Raw genomic sequence first — 24,579 nt, forward strand, 5'->3', positions numbered from 1 at the left:
TAGCAGTAAGTTTTGGGTTGCGCAACCCATTCCGGTAGGGTGGTGTCCGTGACAGACAGCGCGGACAAGCCCCGTCGGTTGACGCGCAAGGGGCAGGCGACCCGTGAGCGGATCCTGCAGGCGGCCACCGACCTCATCGCCGTACACGGGGTCGCGGGCACCGGCACCGAGGATGTCCGCAGGGCGGCCGGGGTGAGCGGCTCGCAGATCTACCACTACTTCGACAGCAAGCAGGCCCTGATCCGAGCGGTCATCACCCGTCAGGCCGACGCGGCACCGGTCCCCGGCCAGCCGATGATGGGCCTGCTCGACAGCTTCGACGCCCTCCGGGCGTGGGCCGACGCGGCGATCGAACGTCAGGAACAGAACGACGGTCGCGGTGAATGCACGCTCGGCTCACTGGCCGGGGAACTCAGCGCGACCGACGAGGAGTCGCGGGAGGATCTCAGCAAGGGGTTCCTCCGATGGCAGTCACTGCTCCACGACGGCCTGTTCGCCATGCAGGACCGGGGAGAGCTGCACCCGGACGCGGACCTGGACGAGCTGTCCCTCGCCCTGCTGACCGCGCTGCAGGGCGGGACCCTCCTCAGCCAGACGATGCGGGACACCCGACCGCTCCGGGCATCGATGAACGCGGCGCTGGCCTACATTCGCTCCTTCGCGCCTCCTGCTTGAGCGCCGGGAGCAGCCGCTCGGTACGAGCGGACACCGTCAGAGGCCGAACATCGGCAGGCAGGCCGCCATGCCGTCGACCGTCACGGTCGGCCGCTCCTGCCGGTTCCACTTCTCTCGGGTGAGCCGCAGGCGGTCGGACACCACGGCCTCGCCGTAACGGGCGTCGACGGAGTGCCGTCGTTGTCGTAGCCGAGCTTGCGGGACACACCCTGGGAGGAGTGGTTGTCCTGGAACACCTCGCCGACAGGCGGGAACTGACGTGTCCACAATCAGTACGGCCACCGTTGAGCGCTCGGGTTCGCGAACTGGCGCGGCGACCTGGCTCGTGCGGCCAAGCTGGAGAGGCTCCGTCCGTTCGCCGTCTGCCCCGAGGTGACAGCAGTGCGCAGATCGGATGCCGAGCCGAGTCACCGTGTCTTCTGAGCGATGGCGAGCCGGGTCCGGTACTGCTTGGTGATTTCTCCGTTGTAGACGTCGTCGATCAGGTGGGTGATGCACGCGAACAGGCCGCTGCGTGCCTGCGGTGCCATGGCTCGATTGCCGGAGTAGGTCATGAGCAGGTTCAGATACTCGTGGGCCGTGTAGGTCTGTTGCCACTCGTAGCGCCGGAATTCGACTGGCCCGAATCGTGCCGACCGATCGAACTCTGCCGCCTCCTCGGGGGTCTCGTCATCGGTCGTCAGGCGCATGCCGGGCGGTGTTGTGGGGTCGAAACGTTCATAGCATCGTTGGGCGTCGGCGAAGAAGGCGCTCGTCCCGCCGGCGATGTGGTGGGTCGAGACGATGCCGAGAGATCCGCCGGGACGCAGCAGGTCAGCGGCTTTGATCATGCGGACGTCGGGGTCAAGCCAGTGGAACGCGGTCGCGGAGAGAACCGCGTCGAAGGTTCCGTCCGAGGGCTGCCAGTCCTCGAAGGCCGCCGCGACCACGGTGACGTTCGGAAACCGTGCGAGGTTGCGTCGGGCGATGGCGGCCATGTCGGGGCTGAGGTCCATCGCGACGACATGGCATCCCAGTTGTGCCAGGGGCAGGGTCGCTTGGCCGGTGCCGCATCCGATCTCCAGCACCCGAGTGTGTGGACCGAGATCTGCGAATGTGGCGAGGTCGGTGAACAGTTGGGGCGGATAGGTCGGACGGCATTGGTCGTAGAGTTCGGCGTCCTGGCCGAATGTGGTGCGCAGTATTTCTCGGTTGGTGTCGGTCATAGTTGCTGGTTATCCCCTCAAGTCGCGCGGAACCGGAGGACCACCACGAGCCGGATCAGCTTGACACGATAGTTTGGCGATCATGGCGGACTGGGAGATCCGGCCGGCTTCGGTGGCGGATATCGAGGCGGTGGCCGAGTTGCGGGCCGTGGTGCTGCGGGCAGACCTGGAACGGCTCGGGCGGTACGACGAGCAACGGGTCCGGCAGCGACTGCGGCACGGGTTCGCACCCGAGCACACCTGGGTGATCGAGGTGGACGGGGCGTTCGCCGGCTGTGTGTCGCTGCGGCCGGCCGAGGACGCCCACTGGCTGGAGCACTTCTACCTGGTCCCGCACCTGCAGGGCAGCGGCATCGGTACGGCCGTGCTGCGTGGGCTGCTGGAGCGGTGCGACCGCGCCGGCACCCTGGTCCGGCTGAACGTGCTCCAGGGCAGTGCGGCCCGTCGGCTGTACGAGCGGCACGGGTTCAGACCTGAGACCGAGGATGCGGTGGACGTCTTCATGGTGCGCGAGCCGGCCTTCGCCGCGCCTGACGTGTGATCACCGTAAGTGATCATTGGTGCTGCTACCGAAGTAGCGGAGAGAGGGTTCCTTCCTGCCGTCCCACAGGAAGGAACCCTCTCCCCTTCGCCCCAGTCAGGCTGTTCCGGCGGCCCGGCTCCGCACCGGAGCCGGGCCGCTGGGGTCTTCGTCCGCCGCATCGGCGGAAGCATCGGCCGGGTCGGCGACTGTCCGCCCGGTGGTCGGGTCGGCGCCGAGGCCGGCCGCGACGGCCAGGTCGGCGCCGTTCAGCGGCAGGGTGACGGTCACCAGGTCACCGTCGGTCTCGACCGGTTCCGGCCGACCCACCCGGTGCAGCACCCGCAGCAGGCCGAGGTTGTCGGCGTACGCGTGCGCCACCAGCGCCGCGCACCCGCCCCGGCTCGCGTACGCGACCAGCCGGCGCATCAGCGCGCCGCCCAGCCCACGCCGCTGCCAGGCGTCCTCGACCAGCAGCGCCACCTCGGCCAGCGCACCCTCGGGCACCAGGTTGGCCATCGCCACCACCCGTTCCGGGGTGCCGTCGACACCGCCGGCCACGGCCAGCAGGGTCATCCCCCGCGCCGGCTCCAGCAGTTGGCGCAACCGGTCCGGGGATGGGGTCGCCGCGCCCAGGTAACGCTGCCAGCGGGTCCGGGCCGAGCAGCGGTTCTGCATCGCCAGCACCGCCGGCAGGTCGTCCGCGGTCGCCGGTCGTACGGTCAGTTCGGCGCCGTCGGGCAGGACCAGGGTGACCTGGTCGGCCGTACGCCGTACCACGTTCGCGGCCAGGTCCACCAGCGCCTGGGCGCGGGCGTACTCGGCCGGGGTGAAGCCGGGCGCGGCGCGGAGCACCTCGTAGGAGCCGCCGGCCGGGTCGGCGAGTCGCATGGTCTCCAGTCCCGGCTGCGGACGGCTCTGTCCGGGTGCCGGGCGCCAGGTGACCGCGTCGGCCCCGAGCAGTGCCCGCAACGCCTCACCGAGCGCGTCCGGGTCCCGGACCAGCCTGCTGGCCAGCCCCAACGCGCGGGTCGGCTGGTCCACCAGGCCACGCGCCTCGCTGCGCGCCACCCAGCAGTTCCGTCCGCGTCCGCGTTCCACCGCCGCCACCAGGTCGGCCGCGGTCAGTCGTTCCGGTGCGTCGACCAGGAAGTCGTCGAGCGCGCCGGCCTCGGTGGTGTGTACCTGCACGCTGAGGATGTTGACTCCGCGCAGCGCGAGACTGGCGGTCAACACCGCCAGGTAACCTGGCCGGTCATCGACCGTCGCCCTGATCCGCCATAGCGCCATCTCAGCTCCTCTCCCGGGTCCGCCCGGCCCATCGGCCGGGCTCGTCACGGGTCACTCCGCGTCAGCGTCGAGCGGTCACGATCGGATGGCCGCCGGGGGCGCACTGACCAGGTCGAGCCGGTCACCGAGGATGACCGCCGCGGCCCGTACCAGTTGCGCCACCCGGTCCACCTCGGTGATGTGGAAGCCTGCCGCCGACAGGCCTTCCGCATCCACCCGAGCCACCATGAGCACCAGCCCGGCCCGGCCGAACGGCGCCGCCACGTAGTGGGTGCCGACCGGCCCGTCCATCGCCCGGGCCCGTAGTGGCGTCACCTCCGGCAGGGTCAGCGGGTTCGGCGCACGCCAGCTCGCGTACGCCACCGCCGGTGCCCCACCGGGCGCCCCGGGAAGCGCCGCCCCCCGCCGGGACGCCCAGTCCGCCGGGACCACCGCGGCCGCCGCCCAGTCCGCCGCCAACAGACCGGGTACGGCGTCCACCAGCGTCGCCAGCCCGTCGCCGGGATTCCCCGCCACCTGGGCCAGCAACTCGGCATCCTGTCCCCCACTGGTGGGCGCGCCGATCGCCCGCCAGACGCCGTCCACCTGCACGCCGGGTATCGCCGCCAACCCGGCCATCAGCCGTTCGACCCGGGATGCACCGGGCCAGACCACGGTAAAGTCGTCGACAGCTCGCCCGCCGAGCCGCTCCAGCACGATCACCTGGACGATGTCGGCGCCCGCCACGCCCAGCGTGCGGGCCACCTGACCGAGCGCGCCCGGTCGGTCCGGCAGGGTCACCCGAACCCTCAGCAACATCTCTCTGTTCCTCCGTCGACGAGTCGGCGCGGGAACCCCGGGCGCCTGCTGACGGCGTCTGCACGCCGCTTTACCTGAACCAAGATTGCCCGCTGACCATTTCGCCCCTGTTGCCGCACCATGTCCCGGCCGCAAACACCCGTCCTTGACAAGTTGGCCCAGGTGCCATCAACTGTTCGGATGACCGAGCCGCCGGGCAGCGCCGTCCGGCCGGAGCCGACGTCGGCCGCCCCGGATCCGGGGCCCGTACCGACGGAGGAGTCGCCGGCCGGTCTCGATCTCGACCGGCTCGCCGGGCACCTGAGCGTCCACCGTCCCGACCTGCTCGACGGCGCACCCCGGGCCCGACTGATCCCCGGTGGCCGGTCCAACCTGACCTACCGGGTACGAACCGGTGCCCGCGAGTTCGTGCTGCGCCGTCCCCCGCTGGGCCACGTCCTGGCCACCGCGCACGACATGGCCCGCGAGTTCCGGGTGATCTCCGCCCTGTCCGGCACCGGTGTCCCGGTCCCGGCCGCGCTGCTGCTCTGCCCGGACCACACGGTGATCGGGGCCCCGTTCTACCTGATGGAGTGGGTGCCCGGGGTGGTCTACCGGGACCGGGCGCAGACCGACCGGCTCGGCCCGGGTCAGCGGCGTGCGTTGGCGCTCGCGATGATGGACACCCTGGCCGTGCTGCACGGGGTCGACCCCGCCTCGGTCGGCCTGGCCGACTTCGGCCGCCCCGAGGGTTTCCTCGCCCGGCAGGTACGTCGCTGGGGCGGGCAGCTCGACCAGTCCCGCAGCCGACCCCTGCCCGGCATGGCGGAACTGCGCGAGCGGCTGGCCGCCACCGCGCCCGAGGGCGCCAACGCGGGCCGGATCGTGCACGGCGACTACCGCCTGGACAACCTGCTGGCCGAGGCCGGTCCCGAGGAGAACGCGGAGCCGGCGGGGGCGACCATCCGGGCGGTGCTGGACTGGGAGATGGCCACCCTCGGCGACCCGCTGGCCGACCTCGGGCTGCTGCTGACGTACTGGGAGGTGCTCGGTGACCGGGAGGAGACGGTCGGCAACCCGGTCGCCGACGGCCTCGGCCCCCGGGCCGGGTTCCCGTCCGGTGCCGAGCTGATCGAGCGGTACGCCGACCGCAGCGACGTCGACGTCGGCCCGCTGGACTGGCACATCGCGCTCGGCTGCTTCAAGCTCGCGGTGATCTGCGAGGGCATCCACTACCGGCACACGCTCGGGCAGACCGTGGGCGACGGCTTCGACCGGATCGGCGAGATGGTGTTCCCGCTGGTCGAGCACGGGCTGACCGCCGTACCCCGGGGCTGACGCGGTGGCCGACGCGGAATCCCGCGCACCGATGCGCCCGCCCGGCGAGGACCACGCGCTCCGGGCACCGGCCGCCCCCGCTCGGCAGGCGCTGGTTGTCTTCGCCCTCGCGTACGGGCTGCTGCACCATCTCGGCGGGGCGCTCGGCGGGCTCGGTACGGTCGGCCCGACCCGGTGGGCCGACTGGGCCGAGCTGCTGGTGCCGTACGCGGTGCTGGTCCCGGCGGCGGTGGCGCTCGCGGCCGGCGGCGCGCGGCGGACGGTGTGGGCGGTCTACCTGGTCGGGGCGCTGCTCTACGCCGAGGGTAAGGGCGTACACGTGGCCGCGAACTCGATCGGGAACGTGGCTCCGGGGCCGGCGTCCCACCTCTGGGACGAGGTGGTCGGGCACTACCTCTGGTACGCGGGAGCCGCGCTCGTCCTCGCCGCGCTGGCCGCCACCTTCGCCCGGTCCGCCCCGCCGCACGGGATCGGGGGTTACCTGCTGGCGCTGCTGGTCGGGCTCACCCACGCGACGAACTCGCTGGAGGGCGGCACGGCGGTCTTCGGTGTGGTGGTCGCGATCGTCGGCTGCGGCTGGGGCTGGTCGACCCGGGCCGGGCTGGGCCGGCTGCTGCTGGTCGTGTACGCCCCGGCGGTGTTGGTGCTGGTCGGGTACGGGCTGTGGCACGGCGGCTTCCCGCAACCCTCGGAACTCGGCTGAGCCCTCGGAGACCCCCTGAGGCACAAGGAGGAAAGCAGATGGACTTCGGATTCGACGCCCGTACCGCCGAGCTGCACGAGGCCCTGGGCGACTTCATGGTCGACCATGTCTACCCGGCCGAGCCGGTGCACGCCGCCCAGGTGGCCGGGGCGGCCGACCCGTGGACCCGGCCGCCGGTGCTCGACGAACTCAAGGCCCAGGCGCGCAAGCGGGGCCTGTGGAACCTCTTCCTGCCCGATCCCGAGTACGGCGCCGGCCTGACCAACCTCCAGTACGCGCCGCTGGCCGAGCTGACCGGGCACAGCCCGTACCTGGCGCCGGAGGCGCTCAACTGCGCCGCGCCGGACACCGGCAACATGGAGCTGCTGGCCGAGTTCGGCTCGCCGGAGCAGCGGGAACGGTGGCTGCGTCCGCTGCTCGACGGGGAGATCCGGTCCGCGTTCTGCATGACCGAGCCCGAGGTGGCCTCGTCGGACGCGACGAACATCGCGACCCGGATCGAACGCGACGGCGACGAGTACGTGGTGACCGGGCGCAAGTGGTGGTCGTCCGGTGCGATGGACCCTCGGTGCGAGATCTTCATCGTGATGGGCAAGACCGATCCGGGCGCCGAGCGGCACCGGCAGCAGAGCATGGTGCTGGTCCCCCGGAACACGCCCGGCGTGACGGTCGAGCGCGGGATGACCGTCTTCGGTTACACCGACGGGGCGCACGGCGGGCACGCCGAGGTCAGCTTCGACGGCGTACGGGTGCCGGCGGAGAACCTGGTCGGTGCGGCCGGGGACGGGTTCCCGATCGCCCAGGCACGGCTCGGGCCGGGGCGGATCCACCACTGCATGCGCCTGGTCGGGATGGCGGAACGGGCGCTGGAGCTGCTCTGCCGGCGTACGTCGGAGCGGGTCGCGTTCGGTCGTCCGCTGGCCGAGCAGGGGGTGATCCGGGACTGGATCGCCGAGTCACGGGTCCGGATCGAGCAGGCCCGGTTGCTGGTGCTCAAGACCGCGTGGCTGATGGACACGGTCGGCAACCGGGGTGCGCACACCGAGATCCAGGCCATCAAGATCGCCACCCCTGCGATGGCCGAGTGGGTGATCGACAAGGCGATCCAGGCGTACGGCGCCGCCGGCGTCAGCCAGGACACCCCGCTTGCCGCTCTCTGGGCCCAGGCCCGCACCCTGCGCCTGGCCGACGGCCCCGACGAGGTCCACCGCGCCTCCCTCGCCCGCCGCGAACTCCGCCGCTGGTCCCCCGCCTGACGCTCAGGCGGAGGCGCGGTGGACCAGGTGGGTGTCGAGGAGGATGTAGGGGGTTTGCAGGTCCTCGTGGCGGATCCGGGACATCAGCAGGCGGGCCATCTGGCGGCCCATCTCCTCGACCGGCTGGTACACGGTGGTCAGCGGCGGGTCGGACTGGCGGGCGATCGGCGCGTCCTCGAAGCCGACCACGGACACGTCCTCGGGGACCCGCCGGCCGGCGTCGCGCAGGGCCCGCAGGGCGCCGCAGGCCATCAGGTCGGAGGCGACAAAAACCGCGTCGAGGTCCGGGCACTGTTCGAGCAGCCGCCGCATGGCCGCGGTGCCGCTGCTCTCACTGAAATCGCCGTACGCGATGAGGTGTTCGCTGACCGGCCGGCCGCTGGCCTGCACGGCCTGGCGGTAACCGGCGAGCCGGGCCACCCCGACGCCCATGTCCTGCGGTCCGGCGATCGTGGCGACCTTGGTCCGACCCTTCTCCACCAGGTATTCGACAGCCTGCCGGGCTCCACCGGCGTTGTCCACGTCGACGAAGTAGGCGGCCTGGGCGCCGGGTTGCAGCATCCTGGCCGGGCGACCGCCGAGGACCGCCGGCAGGGACCGCTGCTCCAGCAGGGTCGGCAGCGGGTCGGAGTCGTGCAGGGAGAGCAGGAGTACGCCGTCGACGTGCTGCGGGGTGAGGTGGTGCTCGACCCGTTCCCGTTCGGCGGGCGACTGGGCCATGGCGAGCCAGAGCTGCATCGGGGTGTCGAGCAGTCCGGAGCTGATGCCGCGGACGATGCCGGCGAAGAACGGTTCGCCGAAGACCCGTTCCTCCGACTCCGACACGACCAGCGCGACGGAGTCCGTACGCTGTGTGACCAGCGCGCGGGCGGCGCGGTTGGGTACGTAGCCCAGCTCGGCGATGGCCTGTTGGACCGCTGCCCGCGCCTCCGGGCTCACCTGGGGTGACCCGTTCACAACGCGGGAGACCGTGCCCCGGCCGACCCCGGCACGGGCGGCGACCGCGTCCAGGGTGGGCCGCCCGAGTGACCGGGTGCGCTGGGTTGTCATGGTGTGCTCCTCCGACGGTGGGGTGGGTCGGCACCGACCCGGCGCGGGTTGGTGCCGACACCCCGGTTACTGGCTGGCCCCGGTTATTGTGCGGCCAGACCGTTACGTCGGATCACGTCGGCGTACCACCTGGCACTGGACTTGGGGGTACGAAGCTGACTGTCGTAGTCAATGTGGATCATGCCGAAGCGCTTCGTGTAGCCCCATGCCCATTCGAAATTATCCATCAGGGACCAGGCGAAGTACCCACGCAATGGCACGCCCGAAGAGATCGCGGTGTGGCAGGCCCTCAGGTGGGCGTCGAAGTAGGCAACCCGGTCGATGTCGTCGACCTCACCGTCGACCACCTCGTCGACGAAGGCCGCCCCGTTCTCGGTGATGTAGAGCGGCAGCTCGGGGTACTCCCGGTGCACCCGCTCCAGCACCTCGACCAGGCCGGGGGCGTCGATCTCCCAGTTCATGTCGGTCACCGGCACCCCCCGGGTGACAAAACGGACGTGCTCGCTGCCGGGCCAGTTCGACGGCGCCCGCCAGTACGGCTCCGGCTCCACCCCCTCGATCGGGGCGGCCACCACGTGCCGGCTGTAGTAGTTGATCCCGAGCACCGACAGCGGGGTGGAGATGATCTCCATGTCGCCGTCGCGTACGTGCTTGAAGTCGGTCACCTGGGCCAGGTCCTCGACCACGTCCGGCGGGTACTCGCCGAGCAGGACCGGGTCGAGGAAGAACCGGTTGGCCAGCCCGTCGATGCGCCGGGCGGCGTCCGCGTCGGCCGGGGTGTCCCGCTCCGGCGAGACCGCGTACAGGTTGAGCGTGATGCCCAGGTCGTGGTCGGGCCGGGCCTCCTTGATCGCCCGTACGGCGAGACCGTGGCCGAGCATCAGGTGGTGACCGGCCTGGACCGCCGCCTCCGGGTCGCTGAGTCCGGGGGCGTGCGCGCCGGAGCCGTACCCGAGGAAGGCCGAGCACCACGGCTCGTTCAGCGTGGTCCAGTAGCGGACCCGGTCGCCGAGGGCGTGGTGGGCCAGCACCGCGTAGTCGGCGAACCGTTCGGCGGTGTCCCGCAGCGGCCAGCCACCGGCGTCCTGCAACGGCTGGGGCAGGTCCCAGTGGTAGAGCGTCACCCACGGCTCGATGTCGTGTTCGAGCAGGTCGTCCACCAGCCGCTGGTAGAAGTCCACCCCCTCGGGGTTGACCGGGCCGACACCTCCGGGCTGGATCCGGGTCCAGGACAGGGAGAACCGGTACGACTTCAGCCCCATTTCGGCCATCAGCTTGATGTCGTCACGGAACCGGTGGAAGTGGTCGCAGGCGACGTCGCCGGTGTGCCCCTGCTTGGTGAGGCCGGGGGTGTGGCTGAAGGTGTCCCAGATCGAAGGGGTACGGCCGCCCTCGGTGGCACCACCCTCGATCTGGTACGCCGCGGTGGCGGCACCCCAGAGGAAGGTGCTCGGGAAGATGAGCTCGTTGGTCACGACTTGACGGCGCCTTCCATGATGCCGCCGATGATCTGGCGGCCGAAGAGTACGAACACGACGAACAACGGCAGCGTCGCGATCAACGTGCCGGCGAAGATCTGCGAGTTGTCGGCGAAGTAGGCCGAGTTGAGGCTACGCAGGGAGATCTGCACGGTCGGGTTGGCCGGATCGGCCAGCACGACGAACGGCCAGAAGAACTGGTTCCACTGCTCCATGAAGGTGAGCAGCCCGAGTACGGCGGCGGCCGGGCGCAGGGCCGGGGCGACCACGTGCCAGTAGACCCGCCAGGTGGAGCAGCCGTCGACCCGGGCCGCCTCGATCAGCTCGTTCGGGACCGCCTGTTCGGCGTACTGGCGCATCATGAAGATCCCGAAGCCGCCGATCAGGAACGGTACGGTCACCGACGGCATGGTGTTGAGCCACTCGAGCTTCGCCATCAGGATGTAGAGCGGGAGCACCCCGAGTTGGATCGGCACCATCATCGAGGCGAGGATGATCAGGAGCAGCGCGTTCTTGCCCTTGAACCGCAGCTTGGCGAAGGCGAAGCCGGCGAGCGAGCCGAAGAAGACGGTGGCGATGGTGATCGTGCCGGAGACGAGGAACGAGTTCATCAGCCCCTTGACGATGTTCGCGTCCCCGTTGGCGAGCACCCGTTCGATGTTCTCGCCGAGCTTGCCACCGGGCAGGAACGGCGGTGGCCAGGAGTTGGCCGCGTCGTTCGTACGCGAGGCGATGACGATCATCCAGTAGAACGGGAAGAGCGACAGGATCACCGCGAAGACCAGGCCGACCCAGGTCAGCGGGCTGGCCTTCCACAGCCGCTCGGCACGGTTGCGGGGCGGGCGCCCCTTGGGCGGGGTGAGTGGCGAGGGCCGGGGCCCGAGCGTCGTCGTAGTCATCGTCGGGTCCTCACTTGTCCGAGCTGATGCGGCGGGCCAACAGGTAGTTGATCGCCGACATGGCCGCGATCAGCACGAAGAGCACGAGCGCCACCGCACCGGCGTACCCCCACCGGAACCGGGTGTTCATGACGTCGAGCAGGTACATGGTGATCGTCTGGAACTGACCCTGCGAGCCGCCGGAGATGCCGCCGGAACCGCTGGTGAACAGCAGCGGTTCGGTGAAGAGCTGGAGACCGCCGATGGTCGAGATGATCAGCGTGAAGATGATCGTCGGGCGGAGCTGCGGGATGGTGATCGACCAGAACTGCCGGGTCTTGGACGCGCCGTCGAGCGCCGCGGCCTCGTAGACGTCCTTGTTGATCGACTGCATAGCGGCCAGGTAGATCAACGCGTTGTAGCCGACCCACCGCCAGTCGACCATGGTGGAGATGGCGAACCAGGAGGCGTACCGGTTGGCCCGCCAGTCGATCGGGTCGATCCCGACCAGGTCGAGCAGCCAGTTGGCCAGGCCGAACTCCCGGGAGTAGATCATCGAGAAGATCAGCGCCACCACCGCGGTGGAGGTGATGATCGGCATCGCGATGGCCATCCGGAAGAAGGTCTGGCCCTTGATCCGCCGGTTCAGGGCGTTGGCCAGCAGCAGCGCGATCAGCAACTGCGGCACGGTCGACATGGCGAACATGCCGAAGGTGTTGACCACCGCGTTCCAGAACTGCGGGTCCTGGCCGATCTCGACGAAGTTGTCCAGGCCGACGAAGCTGATGGTGGCGTTCATCGGCGACCGGTCGGTCAGCGCGATCCAGACGGTGTAACCGATCGGATAGGCGCTGAAGATCGCGAAGATGACAAAGAACGGCAGGATGTACAGGTAGGGCGAGACCTTGAGGTCCAGCCGGGTGAGCGAACGTCGGGGGGCACGCCGGGGTCCCCGCTCGTCGTCCGTCCGGTGGCTGTGCCGGCCGGTCGGCGGGGCCGGGTCGAGATCCAGGCTCATCGGAAGTCCTTCAACTAGGGCGTGGCGCCGACAGGGCGAACCTGTCGGCGCCACCCGCGCTCACGGCCGGGGTCACTTACCGGCGGCCGCACCGTTCTTCAACGCGTCCTTCCAGGCCGCGTCGGCGGCCTGTCCCTGCTCGACCGCGCGCAGCGCGTTCTCCACCGCGGTCCGTACGGCCTGGTTCTTCGGGCCGAGGTAGACCGGCTTCAGCTCGGTGGCACCGGCGGCGAAGATCTTGCCGATCGGCGCGTTGCTGAAGTACGCGTTGGTCGCGGCGGTCACGGCCGGGTCGCTCAGCGCGGCCGGCTGCGAGGGCAGGTTGCCCAGCTTCTTGAAGACCTCGATCTGGCTCTGCGCGCTGGTCAGGTACTTGGCCAGCTCGGCCGCCGCCTTCTGGTGCTTGCTCGACTTCGGTACGGCGAGGAAGCTGCCGCCCCAGTTGCCGCCGTTGCCGGGCGCCTTGGCGACGTCCCACTTGCCGGCCGCCGCGTCACCGGCCTGGCCCTTGATCACACCGGTCATCCAGGCCGGGCAGGCGATGGTGGCGAAGGTGCCGTTCTTGAAGCCGGCGTTCCACTCGTTGGAGAACGACTGGAGGTTGTTGGAGAGCTTCGCCTCGATCATCTTGGTGGTCAGGTTGAACGCCGTCTTGACGTCCGGGTTGCTCTCCAGCACCAGCTTGTTGCTCTTGTCGTAGTACGTGTAGCCGGTGCCGGCGCCCGCCGTCTGGCTCAGTACGACGTTGAAGAAGTTGGTCGCCGAGTCGACGAACTTGTTCTTCTGGTCGGCGGCGGCGAACTTGGCGCCCTGCTCGATGAACGCGTCCCAGGTCGGCCAGAGCTTGCCGACCTCTTCGCGGTCGGTCGGGAGGTTGGCGGCCTTGAACAGGTCGGTGCGGTAGCAGATCGCCATCGAGCCGATGTCGGTGCCGAGGCCGAGGACCTTGCCGTCGGGGGTGGTGCCCTGCTCCCACTTCCACGGCAGGTAGTTGGCCTTGAGGTCGTTCGCGCCCTCGTCGGCCAGGTTCACGAACTTGTCGGCCTGCGCGTAGAACTGCACGATCGTGCCCTCTTCGAGGGCGACGACGTCACCGGCGCCGGAGCCGGCGGTGATCTGCTGGGTGAGCCGGGTGTTGTAGTCACCCAGGCCGAGGCCCTTGCCGCGTTCCTGGATCGTGACGTTCGGGTGGTCCTTCTTGTACGCGTCGTACAGGCCCTCGTACCCGAAACCCTGGTCGCCGAAGACGTCGACGATCAGGGTGATGGGCGCGTTGGGATCGGCCGGCTCGCTTGACGAGTCGTCGCCACAGGCCGTCGTGGCGAACACGGCGACGGACGCGATCGCGATTGCCGCGAACCGCCGACGGCGGGACGTGACGCTCATCCTGACCCCTCTCAGGTCGCATGTATGTGTGGTGGGGGGCGCGGTGGTACGGGTTGGGGACGGCTACCCGGACGAAGATCGTGGATCGATGCTGTGGCGCGAGCCACACGGGCCGGGAGCGCTCCCATGAGATTGCCGGGGGGTTTCCAGGGTGTCAATACCCCGATGGGAGCGTTCCCATTTCGTTACCGCCGCCGCCCAAGGTCACCAAGAGCGAAGAAGGTGTTACGGAGCCGCCGGGGCGTTCAGCAGAGCCGGCGGGTCAACGTGGTCGCCCGGTCGGCAGCGAACGCCTCCGCGTCGAAGGACCGGCCGATCCACTCCCGCATCGACTCGTGGTCCGGATGATCGGGATCGGCCAGCGCGACCAGGAAGGTCCGGTACCCGAACGCGCCACCCACGTCCTCCGGCGGGCAGGCACGGGCACCGCTCACACAGATCGGGTACCGCTCCCCCGGATCGGCACCGAACGCGTCCTCGACCGTGACGTCGTGCTCCCACCAGTCACCGAAGTCGTACGTGTAGCGGAACCTGCTCCCCTTGCCGACCACCGCGTCCAGCCGGGTGTCCAGCTCGTCGCGCAGGGTCAGCTCACCCTCCGGGTCGGGCTCGCCGTACTGGAGACCGTCGATCTCGAACGAGTGCAGGTGGCAGTCCTGCCAACCCATCACGTGCTGGAGGACGCGGTGCAGCCGGTCCAGGGTGTAACCACCTGGCACCAGCACCCGCCGCCACACCACGGGCGTGACATCGGAAAGCGAGACCTTCAGTTGGAAGATCTGCCGTTGCGGGCTCGACAGTTCGCGCACCATCAATCAATACCATGCAGGTCAGCGGCATAGCGCAGACTCAACGGAATAGCCCAAAATCTATCTATCGCGGCGCAGAACTTTCACGGCGGGCGAGGCAGCGGACGGTCACACCAGCCGAGCAACCGCTCGGTGAGCTGCCGGGTGCTCGACTCGCCGAGGTCGGCGCTCGCGTCGGCCAGATAACGCACCAGGTGCCGGCGCATCCGTACGGCGTCGCACTGGAACAGCACCTTGAGCTGCCGCTTGCGGGTCAGGCACGGCCACGGACTCCCGCAGGCCCGACACAGCCAGGTCGGCCTGGTCGGGGCATGGATCACCGCGTCGGCCACGGCCAGCCCCGTTGGTTGCGCCGGTCGCCGGTCGCCGCCCCTTCCGCCGTACGCCGATCAGCCGGCACCTCGCGCGGACAGCGACCGTGCCGGGACTGCCATTCGCGCAGCGCCGCCCGGTGATGCTCGGCCTCGTCGTGGGCCGCGGCCAGTTCCCGGTAGAGCGCGGAGAGTTCCCGCTCGACCCGCCACAGGAAGCCCCGCACCTCGGCCGGCGCGTAACCCCGTCGACCGATCCGGGTCCACCCGAAGCAGATCCCCCGGACGTCCCCCGGGACCAGGCGCCCCCGGCCGCCCCGGTAGACGCCATTCCGACCCGCGTTTCGATCCATCCGGCCCCCTCTCGGCTCTGCGATCCGACTCATTCCAGGTGGCCCAGGCGCAGGCAGACGAGGCAGCGCAGTCCCGAGCCGCAGACCGTGCACCAGCAACGCGACTTCCGATAGGTCACCAGCCCGGCAACGAAGCCGAGCAACACCGCCCCCACCACCACGAATCCCACCTGATACATCGACACGACATCCCCCTCGTCTGATCGAAGTCGCCAAGGCCGATCGAAAGTCATCGTGCCAAAGCAAATCCGGGAAGTCGAGACTTCCATGGAAGATTGGTTTGTGAGACTCTTCGGCCCGAGCTTGTACTTGGAGGATCGGGAGGCGAGACTGACCATGACCGCTCATTGGGAGGTACACGTGGCGAGGGCAAGCGGCCCCACCATCGCTCGCTGGCAACTCGGCGGGCAGTTGCGACAGCTGCGCGAGAAAGCAGCGGTCGACCACGCGGAGATCGCGGCCGAGTTGGGCTGCTCCGCCTCGAAGATCTACAAGATCGAGTCGGGTGACGTCGGCACGAGCCGGTCCGACGTCATCGTGATGCTCAACCGCTACGGGATCACCGACGAACGCCAGCGGCAGACCGCGCTTGACCTACAGAAGCAGGGCAAGGAACGCGGGTGGTGGGCGAAGTACGGCCAACTGCCGAACCCGTACAGCATGTACATCGGGCTTGAGTCGGCTGCCACGGCGATCCGGAACTTCGAACTGGCCGCCGTACCCGGCCTGCTTCAGACCGAGGACTACACCAGGGCGCTCTTCGATCAACAACGCCTCAACGACAGCCCGGAGGAGCTGAGCAGGAGACTCCAGGTGCGGATGGCGCGGCAGGAGTGTCTGGTCGAGGACCCGCCGGTTCAACTTTGGGCAATCATCGACGAAGGCGCGTTGCGCCGAGTAGTCGGCGGACCGGCCGTCATGCGCGCCCAGCTCGAACATCTCGTCACGCTGTCCCAGCGCAACAACATCAACGTCCAGGCGCTGCCGTTCAGCGAGGGCGCTCACCCCGGCATGCTCGGTTCGGTATCGGTACTGGAGTTCCCGGAAGAGGTCCACACGCCAGTTGCCTACGTGGAGAGCTTCGCGGGAGACGTGTACTTGGAGAAGGAGGAGGACATGCGACGGGTTACCGTTGCCTACACGCACCTGCACTCGTCTGCGCTCAGCGCCGCCAAGACACGGGACCTGATCGCGGCGATTGCGCACGAATTGACGTAGGCGAAGGAGAACCGCTGTGGAGCTGACCGGCGCCGAGTGGCGCAAGAGCACCAGGAGCCAGACCAACGGCCAGTGTGTCGAGGTGGCCGATCTCAGGGACGTAGTCGGCGTACGCGACAGCAAGGACGCCAACGGACCGGTCCTCACGATCAGCCGCGCCAGCTGGACCGCGTTCGTCGGCGGTCTCGGCGCTCGCGACAGCTGATCGGTCTCCGCGACGTAGGGCGGGCAGCAGTGGAGCTTCGCAGCGCCGAGTGGCGGAAGAGCACACGTTCCAGTGGCGGCGGCAACGGAGACTGCGTCGAGGTGGCCGATCTCCGGGACGCGGTCGGCGTACGCGACAGCAAGGACGCGGGCGGGCCGGTGCTCACGTTCGACCGTGCGGGCTGGGCGGCCTTTGTGCACGGCCTACGCGACCCGCAGCCGGCCGGGTAGTCCCGGGTCAGTCGTCTTCGGGCTCGTCTCGATATTCGCGGAGGGTGAACCCGGCGCCGTTGTTGTCGAGCGAAAACACGGTGACCGGGATCGTGCTGTCGTCGGCGAATCGCAGGCTGAAGAGCGGATCGAGGTCGCGAAGGATCTCGAAGCCTTGCAGGTCGTCGTCCTCGACCAGGCGCCCCGTCGCCTCCCAACCGGCCTCCGACGTACTGATCACCACCGTGACCTCGGTGCTGAAGCGCAGGGACGAGTTGGTCCACCAGTCGAGCCAGGCGCTGCCCCGATAAGCATCCACGCCGCCCACCTAACCACCGAGCGGCGAACAAGGCGTCGCCTCGTGTAGAGAAAGAGTGGCTATCCGGCGGGGGATAACCACTCTTTCTCTACACGAGGGGTTATCCCCCGCACGGATGGGGCTCAGGTGCGGAACGGGCCGGTGACGCAGTACGTGATGCCGCCGGACGAGGAGCCCGAGGTGCCGCGCTGGGACGAGAAGTACAGCCGGTTCCCGGCCGGGGTGAACGCGGGACCGCAGATCTCCGACGAGCCCTGGCCGGTGATCCGGAGGAACACGGAGATCTTGTCGTCCGGGGTGATCACGCAGATCTCCATGTTGCCGCCGTCCTCGGCGACGTAGAGGTCACCGAACGAGGAACCGGTGATGTTGTCGACGCCGGTCAGCGGGGCCGAACCGGGGCTGACGAGGTTGTCGTCGTACGCGAGTTCGTAGGTGTTGTTGGCGAGGTTGAGCTGCCAGACCCGGTTGTCGCCCTTGGTGGTGAACCACAGGGTGTTGTTCGAGTAGTGGCAGCCCTCCCCGCCGTTGAACGACTTGGCGCCGGACACCTGCGACCGGGTCACGGTCGGGGAGCCGTCCGGATCGGGTACGGCGGCCCAGCTGAACGAGCCTGACGTGGCGCTGCCGGCGACCAGTACCTGGAGCGCACCGGCCGACAGGTCGCCCCAGGTGTTCGGGATGAACCGGTAGAGCTTGCCGTTGGTCTCGTCCTCGGTGAGGTAGATGACCCGCCGGTCCGGGTCGGCGGCGGCGGCCTCGTGCTTGAACCGGCCCATCGCCGGGCGTACCACGGCGGTGCCGCCGAGCGGGTACGTCTCCCACACCCGGCCGAGGTTGACCTCCTCGCAGGACAACCAGGTATTCCACGGGGTCTTGCCACCCGCGCAGTTGTTGTTGGTGCCGGACAGGATCCGGGACGCCCCGGTGACGGCGCCACTGGAGTTGAACAGGATCCGGGACGCGCCGCCGCCGGAGCCGGAGCTGGTCTCGGAGTTGGAGACGTAGACCCAGCCGGTGCCGTTCGCGTACACCGCGCCGCCGTCGGGCGCGCTGTGCCAGGTGTACGAGGTGCCGGGCACCACCTGCCCGGAACGGGCGACGATCTGACTGGTGAAGCCGGCCGGGAGCTGGATGCCGTGGCTGTTGGCGGCCTGGAGCGGACCGTACGGGCCGGTCGCGTTCTGCGCCGGTGCCGCGTACGCCGCCGACCATGCGGTGAACGGGAGCGCTACGGCGCCGGCGCCGAGCACGGTGGCGCGCAGCATGTTCCGACGATCCATCTGGACCTCCTTGGTGGGGTGGGTCCGAGGAACGTAACGATCCGCCGTTGCCGGAGAACGCTACGTAAATGAACGTCCGTCATCGATATGTGAACGAGCAGGCCCGGTCCGCCACAAATAGGGCAGCGGCCGGCAGGGCCCCGACCGCTGTCACCGGTCTGTCAGTGACGTGCCGGCTCGGAAATGGCGAAGAACTCGTCGATCAGCCTGGCGGTCTGCACGTCCTGGCTGGTCTTGCCCATCACGGCGGGCCCCTTGGTCGGTCCCGGGATGGTGTGCCCGCCGCCGCGCACGGTGTAGAGCGCCACCGACGGGTGCCCGTGCTGCCGGTATTCGGCGCGCTCTATCGAGGTCGCCGCGTTCGCGGCCGGGAGTTCGGTGATGGTGGGCCGCGCGGTGATGCCGTTGCGGGCGGCGAAATAGGTCGCGGACTCGGGCGCGGACAGGCTGCGGCCGCCGACCTTGAAGGCCTTGCGCGCCCACCAGCTGAACTCACCCCCGGCGTACTTGACGATCGGGTCTTTCGTGCCGTGGATGAGCAGGATCGGCATCGGCGCGGGTGGTGCGTCGGCGAGAAGGAAGCTCTCGGGCGCCGGCATGGTCGCGGCGATCACGGTCGCACCGGCGATCAGCGCCGGCGTTTCGTGGGCCAGGCGAATCACCATCTGACCGCCGTTGGAGTAGCCGATCGCGTACACCTTCGCGGGGTCGATGTCGTGACTGTGGGTCAACCTCTCGATCAGCGCCCGGGTGAAGCCGACGTCGTCGCTGCTGTCCCTGCGGGCCGGGAAGGAGTTCTCACGCCGGGCGTCGTTCCAGTTGCCCTTGTACCCGTCGAGATAGACCACCACCGCGGCGCCGCTCTCGGCGAGCGCGTCGTAAGCCCGGCCGATGAACTTCCGGTGCTTGGCACCGGTCTGTCGCGATCCGTGGAACACGAGCAGGAGACTCCGTCCGGGTCTGCCGTCCGAAGGCCCGATGATCCCGTACGTCCGCCGCGTGCCGTTCACCGTGATGCTCTCGATCATGGGAGCCTCCTGAAGTGGATAGGTCATCCACTTCAACGTAGCAGAACCGGATAACCTATCCGGTATGCTTGTGGGCATGACCACTGCTCCACTGCGTAAGGACGCCGCCCGCAACTGGCACCGGATCGTGGAGGTCGGCCGCCGCTTGGTGGACGAGGAGGTGCCGATCCAGCTCAACGACGTCGCGCGGGCAGCCTCGGTCGGCGTGGCCACGGTCTACCGCCACTTTCCCACCCCGGAAGCGCTGGTCGAGACTGTGGCCACGCCCGGCCTGGAGTCGCTGGAGCAGCACGCCGAGCAGGCCCTGGCCGGTGACGACGCCTGGCTGGCGCTCCGCGACTTCCTGTACGCGGCCATCGATGCCCAGATGACCGACGCGTCACTCGCTCCGGTCTTCGCCGCGCCGCAGCATGCCCTGACACGCACCGCCGAACTCATGCGGCACCTGAACGAGTTGTTCGCGGGGATCCTCGACCGTGCCCGTGCGGCAGGAGTGGTTAACCCATCGGTCACACCTGCCGACGTGGGCCCCCTGATGTGCGGCCTGACCTTCGCGGCGCGCGTGCGCTCCGCCGCCGGCGACCACGCACCCGCCGTCATCGCCCGCCGGTACCTCGACGTGCTGCTGGAGGGGCTACGAGTCCACGAAGCTGGGCAACCGCCTAGTTGATCCAGCAGATGACGGCGTCGCCGCGCCTGGCGGCGGTGGCGAAGAACCGGCGGGCGTCGGGCAGGAAGTGGGCGACCCAGACGAGTTCGTCGGGCCGGTCCCAGCGGTTCGGGTAGATGTCGGCGCGCTGCAACTCGGCCGGGTCGACGCCCCGGATCAGGTCTTCCGGAGTGATGGTGGCGAGTTCGGCCGCAGCCGTGGCGACCTGCTCGGGGGTGAGGTAGCTGGGCGGCCCGTAACCCCAGTCCTTGCCCGACTCCTCGAGATGTTCGAGGAACTCCTGGAACTCCTCGTCCTCCGGATCCGCGTCGGGATATTCGACGAAGCCCTCGGCGCCCTCCACGATCGGGACGTCGAAGGCCCGACGCTCCAGCAGGAAGGCGAAAGCCTGCCACGCCTTGCCCGTACCCGACGATCGGTCGTCACCGGCTTCACCGGCGGCCTCGGCCAACTCGTACGCCCATTCGAGGTCGTCCTTTGCCCGTGCCAGCTCGGCCGGGGTCACCCGTAGCCAGTTCCCGTTCATGCTCACGGACGGCAGGTTAGGCGTACGGTCCGACAGGATCCGGCGCCGCTCAGAAGATGCGGTTGGCGCCTTCGGTGCGGGCGCGGGACTCGGCGGTGCCGGGTGCGAGGTTGTGGCAGAGGATCACCGACGCACCGGCGAACAGTGGGGCGAGCAGCCAGATGACCGGTTGTTCCTGCCCGGCCGTGTCGACCAGCACCCGGTCGCCCGGCCGCAGGTCGCGGGACTCGGCGATCCCCTGTGCCACCGTTGCCCACTCCCGGTAGCTGGTGCCGTCGACCGTGGCCGCGTCGGTGGGCCGGACCGAGGCGTACGGCGGCGCGCTGTCACCGTGCTCGCGGACCTCGACCAGGTAGTCCCGGTAGCCGGCGGGCACCTCGCGCATCGGTTCGGCCCCCGGCGCGAGCCCGAGCACGAACTGGTGTTCCGCCTCGGGTACGTCCTCCAGCCAGTTGTCGAGCCGGTCGTGGGCCACGAAGGTGACGTCGGCCGGCAGGTCCGCGCCGGGGCCGATGCGCGGCAGACCGGCGGTCGCGGCCAGGTGGAAGGCCACCGAAACGCCGGCCGACCAGGCGCCGAGCAGCACAGCGGCGGTCTGCCAGTGCGGCGGGAGCAGCACCGCCGCGCGGTCGCCGGGGTTCAGCCGGCAGCCGTCGACGAGCAGGTTCGCCGTCCTGGCCACCCACCCGCCCAGTTCGGCCACGGACAGCTCGGTCCGCTCCCCGGTCGCGTCGTCACAATAGGTGAGCAGTGGCCGCGAGGTGTCGACCGCCGCCGCGTCCAGCAGGGCGGGAACTTCCTCGGTACGGCGTGCAGCAGTCACGTCCATCAGGGCGACGATACCGAATCCCGCCCGAAAAGGACTCACCCGGAGCGGTAACGCGAATTTGTCGTACATCAAAAACGATGTACGTACTCGCCTGGAGATGTAAAGGAAAAACGCGATACGGCTTCCAGTGAGGTTACGCATCGTGACCGGACGGACGGAGGCCGGCAGGAGCGGGCGGACGGACGGAGGCCGGCAGGAGCGGGCGGACGGACGGAGGCCGGCAGGCGGGGCGCAGGCGGAGCGGGCGGTGGGCGCGGGGGGGGTCAGTCGGGGCGGGTTCGGACCAGGGCGGCGGCGCGGTCGAGGGCGGCCTTCTCGGTGGCGGTGAGGGTGGGATTGACCCGGCGCAGGTCCAACGCCCGCCGGAGCTGGCTGGCCCGGGGCGGCTGCGCCCGTTGCTGGAAGGCGGTCAGTGCCAGCCGGCCGGGGTCGGCGAGGACGCCCAACTCGCCGACGGCGACCTCGGCGAAGATCAGCGCGGTCATCGCCACGTCGAAGTCGGCCGGTCCCTCGATCGCGTTGCGCCAGTCGATCACGACCGGGCCGCGCGAGGTCAGCATGACGTTCAGCGGATGCAGGTCGAGGTGCAGGATCCGGTCGGTCGGGTCGGTGCTGAGCCGGGCCGGCAGGGCGTGCAGCCGGTCGTGCAGGTCCACCAGCAGGTCGGCGGCCGGGTCGACGTCGATCCGGCCGGCGAGCAGGGCGTCCAGGAGGGTTTCGCCGTCGAGTCGTTCGAGGACCATCTCGGGCCCGACGGCGGAATGGACCTCCGGCACCGGGTAGCCGGCGCCGGAGAGGTAGGCCATCACCGCCGCCTCCGGGGCGGTGTCACCGCCCTCCCGGTAGCGGCGCAGCACCCGCCTCCGGTCGAGCGCGAACACGTCGGCGTCCCGACCGGAGGCGAGCAGGGTGGGTTCGTTCACGGCTGCTGACGCTAGTTGCCCCAGATCGCCGTCGCCCACTCCGGGTGGTCGATGAACGGGTTGCGGTTGCCCTGCCACTCGTCGTAGATGACCTGGTTGCGGCGCTTCTCGAAGGCGTCCGGCGGGTCCGACCGGTTCCACTGCAACAGCACCGACAACTTCCCGATGTACGGGTTGCTGCCGTTGTTGACCGACTGGTTCATCTCCAGGTTGGGCCAGCCGTCGCCGCCCTCGTACCGGACCGCCATGTACATGATCATGCGGGCCACGTCGCCCTTGACCGCGTTGCGCGGTTCGAACGAGTCGCTGTCGGTGTAGTTGCCCGGTGCCTCCGCGACGGTGCTGCCGCCGCTGTCGAAGTCCTTGTTGCCGCGCGAGGAGTTGACCGAGACGTCCTCGGGGCGCAGGTGGTGTACGTCGGTGCCCGGACCGGTCGCGGTGCCGAAGTCTCCGTGCGACTTGGCCCAGACGTGCTCGCGGTTCCAGTCGTTCGGGTTGCCCCCGTTGGTGTTCTTGCTCTGCGACCGCCCGCTGTAGAGCAGGATGACGTTGCCCGAGTTGCCGGGATCCTGGTCGGTGTCCTTCAACGCCTCCCAGACCTGGTCGTAGGTGAGCCTGGTCTGGACCCTGATCACGTTGTGCAGGGCGGTACGCAGCGCGGGGCCGGTCTTGCCGATCGCGCTCGCGTAGTACGTCCGGTCGTAGTCGCCGCCCGGTGGGCTCGTGGTCGGACCGGCCGTCGGGGTACGGGTGGGAGTGGGGGTCGGGGTGGAGCCGCCGAGGGTCATCGCCGTCGGATCCTTCAACCCCCCGTGGGCGAAGTACGCGGTCAGCGTCCCGGTGACGGTGACCAGCCGCCCGCGCAGGCTCGGATTGGACTGGAGACCGAAGGTGCTCCGGTAGGAGCTGGTCACCTGGACGTAGAGCATCCTCGACGTCGCGGTCTCGCTCGCCACGTCGGCGATCGCGATGGCGGTGTCGCCGGTGAAGCCCGACCTGAGCACCGTGTTGGTGGCCGTCGGCTGACCGATGACGTACCCGGTGACCGAAGCGGACCTACCGTCCTGGGCGGCGAGTGCGCCGGCCACCGTCAGGCTCGCCGCCGCCGAGGCGGAGATCGCCGCGACCGGCAACCCCACCCCGAGTACGAGCGCGAGCCCGGCCGCCAGTCGCCACGTACGGGCGCCGGCGATCCTCCTGATATCCATATCTGGCGATGCTAATCGAGATCATCACGTTCACGTCATGCGTGCATGGTCATACTTCCGGCGTGGCGGCCACGACAACGGTCGGCTCGTGACGTACCGGGAAGTTGACCGAGTTGGCGATGAAACAGGCCCGGTGCGCGTCGGCGTGCAGCCCGGTCGCGGGTTCGACCATGGCCGGCTCGGCCACGGTCACCTCGGGCCGGAGCAGCACCTCGGTGAACCGGCCGCCGTCGGCGTCCTCGGTCATCGCGCCCACCGCCCGGTCGACGTAGCCGGTGACCACCACCCCGGACTCGGCGCAGAGGTGCAGGTACCAGAGCAGGTGGCACTGCGAGAGCGAGGCGACCAGCAACTGTTCCGGGTTCCACCGGGTCCTGTCCCCCCGGAACGCCGGGTCGGAACTGCCGGCGATGGTGACCGGGCCGTCGGCGGCCACCTCGTGGTCTCGGTGGTAGTCCCGGTACCCGCTGGTGCCGGTGCCCCGGTTACCGGTCCAGGTGACGACGGTGTCGTAGTGGTGCTGTCGGGCCATCTGCGGTCCACCCCTCCACCGGAACGCGTCCGGAAATCCGCGCGCGGGTCCGGGCAATCTCATGATCGGATGGGGACCAGCCAACCATGGGGAGCGCCACCGATGACAGCCGGTTTCGGACGGGAGGCGGCGGGCCGTACGCCGTCGGTTTCCTGTGTTTTCGTCTGCCACGACGGTGCCGGGCGGGTGCTGCTGGCCCGGCGCGGCGCCGGTGCCCGCGACGAGCCCGGCACCTGGGACACCGGCGCCGGGGCACTGGAGTTCGGCGAGACCTTCGAGGCCGCGGTGCGCCGCGAGGTCGGCGAGGAGTACGCGACCCGCCCGCTCGACATCACCACCCTCGGCGTACGGAACGTGCTGCGCGACGAGCCGCCCTCGCACTGGGTCGCGGTGGTCTTCGCGGTACGGGTGGACCCGGCGACGGTGACCATCGGGGAGCCGCACAAGTTCGACGAACTGGGCTGGTTCACGCTCGACGCCCTGCCCGCACCGCTGCACTCCCAGGTGCCACCGACCCTGGAACTGTTCGGCCGGACTGGGGCCGACCCGCAACGCGCCGCCGGTCGTACCGCATAGGGTTTC

Annotated in this window: 30 protein-coding genes; 10 read left to right on the plus strand and 20 right to left on the minus strand. The window is 69.6% G+C overall.

Annotated elements, in window-relative coordinates:
- The first annotated feature begins 48 nt into the window (after window positions 1-48).
- Complete coding sequence (locus OIE47_RS03920; RefSeq protein ID WP_326560111.1) at window positions 49-675, plus strand: TetR/AcrR family transcriptional regulator; 627 nt, start codon at window positions 49-51, stop codon at window positions 673-675.
- A 407-nt stretch (window positions 676-1,082) separates the two neighbouring features.
- On the opposite strand, the gene OIE47_RS03925 is transcribed toward OIE47_RS03920, so the two are convergent.
- Window positions 1,083-1,880, minus strand: coding sequence for a class I SAM-dependent methyltransferase (locus OIE47_RS03925; RefSeq protein ID WP_326560112.1), 798 nt, complete (start codon window positions 1,878-1,880; stop codon window positions 1,083-1,085).
- Window positions 1,881-1,962: 82 nt separating this feature from the next.
- Between OIE47_RS03925 and OIE47_RS03930 the strand changes: the two genes are divergently transcribed.
- Window positions 1,963-2,421, plus strand: coding sequence for a GNAT family N-acetyltransferase (locus OIE47_RS03930; protein WP_326560113.1), 459 nt, complete (start codon window positions 1,963-1,965; stop codon window positions 2,419-2,421).
- Between the two features lie 96 nt (window positions 2,422-2,517).
- Here OIE47_RS03930 and OIE47_RS03935 read toward each other — a convergent pair whose 3' ends face one another.
- Window positions 2,518-3,690 (minus strand): GNAT family N-acetyltransferase, encoded by a 1,173-nt coding sequence (locus OIE47_RS03935; RefSeq protein WP_326560114.1) that lies wholly within the window; start codon window positions 3,688-3,690, stop codon window positions 2,518-2,520.
- 75 nt (window positions 3,691-3,765) lie between these two features.
- The gene (locus tag OIE47_RS03940) at window positions 3,766-4,488 is read right to left on the minus strand and encodes an amino acid-binding protein (protein ID WP_326560115.1); all 723 of its coding nucleotides are present in this window, start codon (window positions 4,486-4,488) and stop codon (window positions 3,766-3,768) included.
- A 180-nt stretch (window positions 4,489-4,668) separates the two neighbouring features.
- On the opposite strand from OIE47_RS03940, the gene OIE47_RS03945 reads away from it, so the two are divergent.
- The 3 genes from OIE47_RS03945 to OIE47_RS03955 are packed head-to-tail and all read left to right on the plus strand — an operon-like array spanning window position 4,669 to window position 7,764.
- On the plus strand, window positions 4,669-5,805 hold the full coding sequence (locus OIE47_RS03945; RefSeq protein WP_326560116.1) for a phosphotransferase family protein: 1,137 nt from the start codon (window positions 4,669-4,671) through the stop codon (window positions 5,803-5,805).
- A gap of 4 nt (window positions 5,806-5,809) precedes the next feature.
- Window positions 5,810-6,508 carry a hypothetical protein gene (locus OIE47_RS03950; protein ID WP_326560117.1) on the plus strand — a complete coding sequence of 233 codons (699 nt, stop codon included), beginning with the start codon at window positions 5,810-5,812 and terminating at the stop codon, window positions 6,506-6,508.
- A gap of 38 nt (window positions 6,509-6,546) precedes the next feature.
- Window positions 6,547-7,764 (plus strand): acyl-CoA dehydrogenase family protein, encoded by a 1,218-nt coding sequence (locus OIE47_RS03955; protein ID WP_326560118.1) that lies wholly within the window; start codon window positions 6,547-6,549, stop codon window positions 7,762-7,764.
- A 3-nt stretch (window positions 7,765-7,767) separates the two neighbouring features.
- Here the strand turns inward: OIE47_RS03955 and OIE47_RS03960 are convergent, their stop codons facing one another.
- The 9 genes from OIE47_RS03960 to OIE47_RS04000 form a co-directional block, all read right to left on the minus strand.
- Complete coding sequence (locus tag OIE47_RS03960) at window positions 7,768-8,814, minus strand: LacI family DNA-binding transcriptional regulator (protein ID WP_326560119.1); 1,047 nt, start codon at window positions 8,812-8,814, stop codon at window positions 7,768-7,770.
- Between the two features lie 83 nt (window positions 8,815-8,897).
- On the minus strand, window positions 8,898-10,289 hold the full coding sequence (locus tag OIE47_RS03965) for a GH1 family beta-glucosidase (RefSeq protein WP_326560120.1): 1,392 nt from the start codon (window positions 10,287-10,289) through the stop codon (window positions 8,898-8,900).
- Complete coding sequence (locus tag OIE47_RS03970; RefSeq protein WP_326560121.1) at window positions 10,286-11,191, minus strand: carbohydrate ABC transporter permease; 906 nt, start codon at window positions 11,189-11,191, stop codon at window positions 10,286-10,288. The genes OIE47_RS03965 and OIE47_RS03970 overlap by 4 nt, the downstream gene beginning before the upstream one ends.
- A 10-nt stretch (window positions 11,192-11,201) precedes the next feature.
- Window positions 11,202-12,188, minus strand: a complete 987-nt coding sequence (locus tag OIE47_RS03975; protein WP_326560122.1) for a carbohydrate ABC transporter permease — start codon at window positions 12,186-12,188, stop codon at window positions 11,202-11,204.
- A gap of 72 nt (window positions 12,189-12,260) precedes the next feature.
- The gene (locus OIE47_RS03980; protein WP_326560123.1) at window positions 12,261-13,574 is read right to left on the minus strand and encodes an ABC transporter substrate-binding protein; all 1,314 of its coding nucleotides are present in this window, start codon (window positions 13,572-13,574) and stop codon (window positions 12,261-12,263) included.
- Between the two features lie 245 nt (window positions 13,575-13,819).
- Complete coding sequence (locus OIE47_RS03985; protein ID WP_326560124.1) at window positions 13,820-14,386, minus strand: plasmid pRiA4b ORF-3 family protein; 567 nt, start codon at window positions 14,384-14,386, stop codon at window positions 13,820-13,822.
- 80 nt (window positions 14,387-14,466) lie between these two features.
- Window positions 14,467-14,715 carry a flavin reductase gene (locus tag OIE47_RS03990; RefSeq protein ID WP_326560125.1) on the minus strand — a complete coding sequence of 83 codons (249 nt, stop codon included), beginning with the start codon at window positions 14,713-14,715 and terminating at the stop codon, window positions 14,467-14,469.
- A complete protein-coding gene (locus OIE47_RS03995) occupies window positions 14,700-15,047 on the minus strand; it encodes a cell division protein DivIVA (protein ID WP_326560126.1) in 348 nt (115 codons plus the stop codon). Before OIE47_RS03995 ends, OIE47_RS03990 begins: the two co-directional genes overlap by 16 nt.
- Window positions 15,048-15,076: 29 nt before the next feature.
- Window positions 15,077-15,226, minus strand: a complete 150-nt coding sequence (locus OIE47_RS04000) for a hypothetical protein (protein ID WP_326560127.1) — start codon at window positions 15,224-15,226, stop codon at window positions 15,077-15,079.
- A gap of 181 nt (window positions 15,227-15,407) precedes the next feature.
- On the opposite strand from OIE47_RS04000, the gene OIE47_RS04005 reads away from it, so the two are divergent.
- Genes OIE47_RS04005 through OIE47_RS04015 form a run of 3 tightly spaced genes read left to right on the plus strand, consistent with a single transcriptional unit; the run spans window position 15,408 to window position 16,700 of the window.
- A complete protein-coding gene (locus OIE47_RS04005) occupies window positions 15,408-16,265 on the plus strand; it encodes a helix-turn-helix domain-containing protein (protein ID WP_326560128.1) in 858 nt (285 codons plus the stop codon).
- A 16-nt stretch (window positions 16,266-16,281) separates the two neighbouring features.
- Window positions 16,282-16,470 carry a DUF397 domain-containing protein gene (locus OIE47_RS04010; protein WP_326560129.1) on the plus strand — a complete coding sequence of 63 codons (189 nt, stop codon included), beginning with the start codon at window positions 16,282-16,284 and terminating at the stop codon, window positions 16,468-16,470.
- Window positions 16,471-16,499: 29 nt separating this feature from the next.
- On the plus strand, window positions 16,500-16,700 hold the full coding sequence (locus tag OIE47_RS04015; RefSeq protein ID WP_326560130.1) for a DUF397 domain-containing protein: 201 nt from the start codon (window positions 16,500-16,502) through the stop codon (window positions 16,698-16,700).
- Window positions 16,701-16,707: 7 nt separating this feature from the next.
- Here the strand turns inward: OIE47_RS04015 and OIE47_RS04020 are convergent, their stop codons facing one another.
- The 3 genes from OIE47_RS04020 to OIE47_RS04030 form a co-directional block, all read right to left on the minus strand.
- Entirely contained in the window at window positions 16,708-17,007 is a 300-nt protein-coding gene (locus OIE47_RS04020; protein WP_326560131.1) for a hypothetical protein, read from the minus strand.
- A 113-nt stretch (window positions 17,008-17,120) separates the two neighbouring features.
- Window positions 17,121-18,281: an alkaline phosphatase PhoX gene (locus OIE47_RS04025; protein WP_326560132.1), complete on the minus strand. Its 1,161-nt coding sequence runs from the start codon at window positions 18,279-18,281 to the stop codon at window positions 17,121-17,123.
- A 161-nt stretch (window positions 18,282-18,442) separates the two neighbouring features.
- Window positions 18,443-19,387, minus strand: coding sequence for an alpha/beta hydrolase family esterase (locus OIE47_RS04030; protein WP_326562983.1), 945 nt, complete (start codon window positions 19,385-19,387; stop codon window positions 18,443-18,445).
- Between OIE47_RS04030 and OIE47_RS04035 the strand changes: the two genes are divergently transcribed.
- The gene (locus tag OIE47_RS04035) at window positions 19,386-19,979 is read left to right on the plus strand and encodes a TetR/AcrR family transcriptional regulator (RefSeq protein ID WP_326560133.1); all 594 of its coding nucleotides are present in this window, start codon (window positions 19,386-19,388) and stop codon (window positions 19,977-19,979) included. The genes OIE47_RS04030 and OIE47_RS04035 overlap by 2 nt on opposite strands.
- On the opposite strand, the gene OIE47_RS04040 is transcribed toward OIE47_RS04035, so the two are convergent.
- The 5 genes from OIE47_RS04040 to OIE47_RS04060 form a co-directional block, all read right to left on the minus strand.
- Window positions 19,972-20,505 (minus strand): YfbM family protein, encoded by a 534-nt coding sequence (locus tag OIE47_RS04040; RefSeq protein ID WP_326562984.1) that lies wholly within the window; start codon window positions 20,503-20,505, stop codon window positions 19,972-19,974. The two genes, OIE47_RS04035 and OIE47_RS04040, sit on opposite strands and share 8 nt — an antisense overlap.
- Window positions 20,506-20,554: 49 nt before the next feature.
- Complete coding sequence (locus tag OIE47_RS04045) at window positions 20,555-21,334, minus strand: TIGR03089 family protein (RefSeq protein ID WP_326560134.1); 780 nt, start codon at window positions 21,332-21,334, stop codon at window positions 20,555-20,557.
- A gap of 263 nt (window positions 21,335-21,597) precedes the next feature.
- Window positions 21,598-22,257 carry a phosphotransferase gene (locus OIE47_RS04050; protein ID WP_326560135.1) on the minus strand — a complete coding sequence of 220 codons (660 nt, stop codon included), beginning with the start codon at window positions 22,255-22,257 and terminating at the stop codon, window positions 21,598-21,600.
- Window positions 22,258-22,268: 11 nt separating this feature from the next.
- Window positions 22,269-23,465 (minus strand): endonuclease, encoded by a 1,197-nt coding sequence (locus tag OIE47_RS04055; RefSeq protein ID WP_326560136.1) that lies wholly within the window; start codon window positions 23,463-23,465, stop codon window positions 22,269-22,271.
- 49 nt (window positions 23,466-23,514) lie between these two features.
- Entirely contained in the window at window positions 23,515-23,997 is a 483-nt protein-coding gene (locus tag OIE47_RS04060) for an OsmC family protein (protein WP_326560137.1), read from the minus strand.
- A 102-nt stretch (window positions 23,998-24,099) separates the two neighbouring features.
- On the opposite strand from OIE47_RS04060, the gene OIE47_RS04065 reads away from it, so the two are divergent.
- Window positions 24,100-24,573, plus strand: a complete 474-nt coding sequence (locus OIE47_RS04065; RefSeq protein WP_326560138.1) for an NUDIX domain-containing protein — start codon at window positions 24,100-24,102, stop codon at window positions 24,571-24,573.
- Window positions 24,574-24,579: the final 6 nt, after the last annotated feature.

This window comes from Micromonospora sp. NBC_01796 (assembly GCF_035917455.1).
In the GTDB taxonomy this organism is placed as follows: domain Bacteria; phylum Actinomycetota; class Actinomycetes; order Mycobacteriales; family Micromonosporaceae; genus Micromonospora_G.